Origin of the sequence: Candidatus Stoquefichus massiliensis AP9 (genome assembly GCF_000455285.1) — a bacterium.
GTDB lineage: Bacteria > Bacillota_I > Bacilli_A > Erysipelotrichales > Coprobacillaceae > Stoquefichus > Stoquefichus massiliensis.
Window position 1 is genome coordinate 309,184 of record NZ_HG005285.1, and the last position, 6,000, is coordinate 315,183.

At 29.1% G+C, this 6,000-nt stretch carries 5 protein-coding genes; all 5 read right to left on the reverse strand.

The genetic code is table 11. The features are described from left to right. Positions 1-328: 328 nt before the first annotated feature. The gene (locus BN350_RS03730; RefSeq protein ID WP_028042385.1) at positions 329-544 is read right to left on the reverse strand and encodes an alpha/beta-type small acid-soluble spore protein; all 216 of its coding nucleotides are present in this window, start codon (positions 542-544) and stop codon (positions 329-331) included. A gap of 58 nt (positions 545-602) precedes the next feature. Next, a complete protein-coding gene (thiI, locus tag BN350_RS03735; RefSeq protein WP_028042386.1) occupies positions 603-1,802 on the reverse strand; it encodes a tRNA uracil 4-sulfurtransferase ThiI in 1,200 nt (399 codons plus the stop codon). Between the two features lie 4 nt (positions 1,803-1,806). Beyond that, positions 1,807-2,946 (reverse strand): cysteine desulfurase family protein, encoded by a 1,140-nt coding sequence (locus BN350_RS03740; protein ID WP_028042387.1) that lies wholly within the window; start codon positions 2,944-2,946, stop codon positions 1,807-1,809. A 68-nt stretch (positions 2,947-3,014) separates the two neighbouring features. Then, on the reverse strand, positions 3,015-4,757 hold the full coding sequence (locus BN350_RS03745; protein ID WP_028042388.1) for a septation ring formation regulator EzrA: 1,743 nt from the start codon (positions 4,755-4,757) through the stop codon (positions 3,015-3,017). A 439-nt stretch (positions 4,758-5,196) separates the two neighbouring features. Next, positions 5,197-5,802 carry a 30S ribosomal protein S4 gene (rpsD, locus tag BN350_RS03750; protein WP_028042389.1) on the reverse strand — a complete coding sequence of 202 codons (606 nt, stop codon included), beginning with the start codon at positions 5,800-5,802 and terminating at the stop codon, positions 5,197-5,199. Positions 5,803-6,000 lie beyond the last annotated feature (198 nt).

The window sequence follows — 6,000 nt, forward strand, 5'->3', positions numbered from 1 at the left end:
AATTTGTGTTTTCTGTTAAATTATTACAAGATACTAGCGTAAGAATTAACGGATGATATGATATCATAAATAAAATAATGCGTAGCAAAAGAAAGTATTGAATATATTAGATAATATTATTAAAAACCAAAAAACTTAATCGTTTTTTTGATTTTTCCATTTCATTTATTTAAACATCTGTATTTGAATACTATAAATTTATGTTTTAAACTCTTTCAAGTCATACTATAATTATTTGTGAACTTTCATATCCCAATGTTTATCAATATGAATTAGAAATGAAAAAAACCCTACTCATAAGGTTTTATGACTAGGGTCTTTATAAAGCTTAATGATTTTGAGATTGTCTACCTGCGATTTGGCTTTGTCCCATTTCAACTAATCTCTTAGTGATTTCACCACCAACAGATCCGTTAGCACGAGAAGTTGCATCAGGTCCAAGGTTAACACCAAATTCATTAGCGATTTCGTATTTCATTTGATCGATTGCGTTTTGAGCACCAGGAACTACTAATCTGTTTTTACTTGAATTGTTTGAGTTCATAACTTTCACCTCCTGACACAATTAGTTTGTGTCAGAGTTAAAATCTTATTCATATTTTTTAAAATAAATTTTCAATATTTTTATAATTGTCATCAATGACAATATCAGTTGTATTTTCAATACAATCTAAAACCATCTTTTCATAATCCCAACTCGCTTCAAAAGTTTCTGCTTTATAACTTTTTGGTTTTGTTGCTGGCTGTTTTGGTGTAAAGATTGTGCAACAATCTTCATGTGGGCGGATAGAAATATCATAAGTTCCTATTTTATTAGCGATATTGATAATTTCTAATTTATCCATACATGCAACAGGACGTAAAACAGGCATTGAAATAACGCTATTAATTACCGCCATACTTTCTAATGTCTGTGATGCTACCTGACCAATACTTTCACCGTTTACAATCGCTAAACAATTATTTTTTAAGGCAAGACCTTGGGCAATACGATACATCATACGACGCATAACAGTCATCGCATAACTTTCTTCACAATGTTCATAAACAGCTAATTGAAGTTCTGTAAAAGGAACAATATGAACAACAATCTTTCCATGTGTAAAATGTCTTAAAACATCAACAAGATCCAACACTTTTTCACGTGCCTGATCACTTGTATATGGTGGTGATGCATAATGGATACATTCAATATCAACACCTCTTTTTAATGTTAAATAACCTGCCACTGGAGAATCAATACCTCCTGACAACATTAATAACGCTTTACCACCAATACCAACAGGATATCCACCAGCACCCAAAATAACATTGTCCATAATATATGTATATTCTTTACGCAATTCTACTTTTACCATAATTTCAGGGTTATGGACATCAACTTTTAAATCTGTTTTCGTTGTATGATGAAAAATATAACCAGCAATTGCTGTATTGATATCATGAGAATGCAGTGGATAGTCTTTATCATTTCTCTTTGTATTAATTTTAAAAGTCTGACCTGGCTGTTTTTCAACAATCTGCAAACAAACATCTTTAATCTTCTCTAAATCACTTTCTACTTTATAACAAACTGAAAAAGAATAAATCCCAAAGACTGTCTTTAATTTCTCGCAGACAGCCTTAGCATCTTCACCGTTTAGTATAATATACATACGATCAAAAGAAAGATCATATTTCAACTCCGAGAAGTCTTTTAATATTTCTTTTGTATTTTGACATAATTTACGAATAAATAATTTACGATTCTTACCTTTTGTTGTAAGTTCACCAAAACGAACTAAAATATGATTACATTCCATTCTTTTACCTCTGCTTTTTAATTGTTTTTAATATTGTTTTTAAATGAAATAAAAATTCTTCTACTTCATTTTGTGTTGTTAAATCCGAAAAACTCATACGAATTGCACTTCTTGCAACAGCATCTGGTAAATGCATTGCAGCAAGTGTCCTAGAAACATCATTTTTATGTGATGAACATGTACTCTTCGTTGAGACATAACATTCCTGTGCTTCTAAAGCATGTAAAATAACTTCAGGTTTATATCCAATACATGAGAAATTTAAAATATATGGTGAGCTATTCATTTCTGGCGTATTCATAACAACATCATCTAATGTCATTAAAACTTTTCTCACATAATGATTTAATGATTGAACATACTGATACTTCTGATTTTGATTTTCTAATGCTAAACGTAGTGTTTTTGCAAACATAGTATGTGTTGCTGTATTTGATGTTCCACCACGTATTCCATATTCCTGCTGTCCAGCACTAATCAATGGAACTAATGATGTTGATTCATTCTTGTATAAAACACCACTTCCTTTTAATCCATAGATCTTATGGGCTGAAAAACTAGCCAGATCAACCAATGATAAATCAACTGGAATTTTCCCTAAAGCCTGAACCATATCTACATGTAATTTTGTTTTCTTATTTTTTTGAGATACAATTTCTCTAATTTTATGAATAGGATTGATAATACCTATTTCATTATTCACATACATAATTGACACAAGAATAGTATCTTCTCGTATCTTATCTTCTAATTCTTGTAAATCTAACATTCCCTGTTCATTTACTGAAATAAAATCAACATCAAATCCAAAAACATCCCTTAATTGAATAAAAGTATTATGAACACTAGAATGTTCAATAGCACTTGTTATCAAATGTTTTCCTCTGTTTTGATATTGAAAAGCACACCCTTTAATTGCTGCATTATTAGATTCACTCGCTCCACTTGTAAAAATAATCTCTGTAGGTTTAACACCTAACATCTGAGCAGTTAAACTTCTTGATTTTTCCATCAAGGAACTTGTTTGTAAACCTAATGAATATAATGAATCAGCATTTGCAAAATAATCATTAAGTAAAGACTGATACATATTCTTAACTTCTTTATTTAAAGGTGTTGTTGATACATAATCTAAATAAATCATATGTTCCCTCCACATCTAATATATGTATATATAACATTTTTAATGAAAAAATACTACTAAAAAAGTCCTTAATTGGACTTTTCACTAGATTTTTTTATAAGTTCTTCATAAGAACCTGGCTGAATCTTTTCGATAATATCAACAGCAGTTGATAAAGCTTTGGTATATTCACCATTTCTAAATAGCACCTCAGCTTTTGTTAATTCTGTATTCACTTCTAAGAAAGTTGAACGATAACGATTACCAAAGACAATCGCTTCTTCTACCATTTCAGCCGTAACAATCAAATTATGAACATTATCATAAAGCTTATAAATTACATCTCTTGCCCCATCAACACGTTTTGATAATTCTGCTAATTCGACTGGTCGATTCATTCTATATGCTTGAATTTGAGCTGCTTTATCATATGAATCTTGTATATAATCTTTATATGATTCGTTAATCATTGGTAAGTGCTTATTTTTAATTTCAGATTTGATTTCTAATAATACAATATTAATATTTTCTAATTCATCAATTGCTCGTTGTTCTTGTAAATAAAGATTATCTCTAAAAGCAAAGAATGTATCCAAGTTATCTTGATGAGCAGCAGCCCTATTATGCATTATTTCCACTTTAGATATCATTTGCGAATATGAAAAATCACCTTTTTTCATTTCTTCTTCCAAATTATAAGATTCTCTTAAAATTTTATCAAATTCATGGAATTTTTCATCTATTTCAACATGATCAATATCAATAATATATAAGTTTTTCATACGATTATAGTCAATCATTGCTTGTTTATATTGATCATAAATCTCAGTGATCAAAGTATAACATGCATCCCATTTTTCTTTAAATTCTACAAAAGATTGTTTTTCAGTTTCTAAATCATGAATTAAAGCATCAATACTATCTACTAGACTTTGTAATACCTCGCCCATATTATCTAATTCTAATTTTTTGATATGAACAATTGATTCTTCAATTGTATTTTTAATCACATCAAAACGACCTTGAACATCTAATTGATTTAATGAAAAATCATCTTGTGACATTTCTTCAAGCAATGTTTCTATATGATTTATTTTTTTAGGAATATATTGTCTAACAACTGCAATATAACTTGGTAAATCTTCTAAGCGCTGATCAATCCAATCTACTCTTTCTTCTATTTCTTTTGTATAATGCTGAGCTTCTTCAAATCTCTGATTATTCATCATACCTTCTAATTTAACAAAAGAATCATCAATTTCATTAAAGATATTTAAAAGACTTGGAACAAATTCTTCTACTTTAAAACGAATAGATTCAAACTGATCAATTGTTTGTCGATATTTTTCTTTAACACGAATAATTTCTATTCTTTGTACATTTTCGATTTCAGTAATTGTTTCTATTTGTGCTAATAAAGCTTGAGAATCTTTTTCATATGTAAATAACATATCATCTAATTCTTTCATCTTTTTAGAAACTTTACGAAGTTTCCCATAAAATAATTGTTCATCTACTTCATTAACTAAAACAGCCAACTCATTTTTCTGATAATCTGTAATTCTTTCAAATTCAGCAGCATACTCTTGATATTGTTCAACAACATCAGGCATATTTTTAGAAATACTATGAACTCTCCCTAATCGATATTGTAATGGTAATGATTTAATTGCATTCATTCTATTTTCTACTTCAACAATTAGTTTTCTATATTTTCTTAATCTCATTCCTCTATATAAAAGAAAGAGAATCACCAAAACAATTAATCCTATCCCAGCAAAGATCAGGTTTCGGGTTCCAATTTTTTCAATAATTTCCATCACTTTATCCATACTTCCAAAATCCTTTCTTTTTCTACTTTTTTATTGTATCACAAAAAACAACAAAAGCCTACTCGTAATTTACGAGTGATGAAATTTATTAACTCTTAAAAAAACACTATGCATCAACCAATAAATATAATTGATTATTAATCTAATATTTTACAAAATTAATGGATAAATTAGTTTGAATCATCAAATGCCTACTGCACAGACTCCTCTTTGTTGTTCTACGACAAAGAGGTTTCTTGTTTATAAAAAAGGAATCTTTTACTTATCAATGGATAGATAATGGGAAATTACCACAGTAAAGCCATCTATGTTCAAAAAATCCAATATCAAACAAAAGACTGTAAATAACAAAAACTATTATTTACAGTCTTTTTAAATAAATATAAAATAAAAAAAGTATCCAATAGCTGTAAAACAGTTATCAAATACTTTATTATTGTTATCCCAATCTGTTGTAGTATTCTACGATTAGTGATTCGTTGATTTCTTGGTTTAATTCAGATCTTTCAGGTAATCTAATGAATTTACCTTCCATTTTTTCTGCATCAACTTCTACGAATCCTGGTGTATGAACTTGTGATGCTAAAGCAGTTTTGATAATTTCTAATGATTTAGATTTTTCTTTAACTGAAACAACATCTCCAACTTTAACATGACAAGAAGCGATATCAGTTTTTACACCATTTAACATAATGTGTCCATGATTAACTAATTGTCTTGCTTGACGTCTAGTTGTTGCAAAACCTAATCTGTAAACAACGTTGTCTAATCTTGATTCAAGTAAGCAGAAGAAGTTATAACCAGTGATTCCTTCCATTTTGCTTGCTCTTTTGAATGTGTTATGGAATTGTTTTTCATTAACTCCATACATATGTCTTACTTTTTGCTTTTCAGCTAATTGTAATCCATATTCAGTTGGTTTTTTTCTCTTTTGCCCATGTTGACCAGGAGCATAAGGTCTTTTTGATAATTCTTTACCAGTTTCTAATGTAGAAAAACCTAAACGTCTAGATTTTTTCCATTGTGGTCCAGTATAACGTGACATAATGTCTTCCTCCTATTGTTTTATTTTGCATAAAACAATAACATGCATAAATCTGTTAGGTTGTGTTTGTACTAAGTATTTCTTCATTAGCAGCAAGAATACTCTACATCCGTCAGTTACAAACGCATTGGCTAACACTTTATGTGCTGCTATCATTTAATACGCTAGTAAACAATATCATAATTCCATTCTATAGTC